Annotated in this window: 1 protein-coding gene; it reads right to left on the bottom strand. The window is 60.9% G+C overall.

What is annotated here, in order from left to right; genetic code table 11:
* Positions 1 to 30: 30 nt before the first annotated feature.
* Positions 31 to 376: integrase core domain-containing protein (locus tag EJ903_RS26570; RefSeq protein ID WP_148105336.1), on the bottom strand; the 346-nt coding region annotated here is incomplete at its 5' end.

Raw genomic sequence — 376 nt, forward strand, 5'->3', positions numbered from 1 at the left:
TGACCTTCCCCCGGCAGAAAGGACACCGGGTTAAGCGGCTCGAAGCTCGGCTTGGTCTGGTGTGATGTAGCCGAGAGCCGAGTGCAGTCGCTGGCGATTGTAATACCCTTCGATGTAAGCGAACAGGTCCCTGCGAGCGACGTCGCGCGTTGGATAGCGGGCGCCATGAACGAGTTCCGCTTTCAAACTGCCGAAGAAGCTTTCCATCGGGGCGTTGTCCCAGCAGTTGCCTTTGCGGCTCATCGATTGGACGATTCCGTTTTTCATCAGTGCCTTGCGGTAATCCCCAGCGGCGTATTGACTGCCGCGATCCGAGTGGTGCAGGAGGCCGGGCTGGGGCCGTTGCCGCTGGATCGCCATGGTCAGGGCAGCCAGC

Origin of the sequence: Azospirillum griseum, assembly GCF_003966125.1 — a bacterium.
GTDB classification, from domain to species: Bacteria; Pseudomonadota; Alphaproteobacteria; order Azospirillales; family Azospirillaceae; genus Azospirillum; species Azospirillum griseum.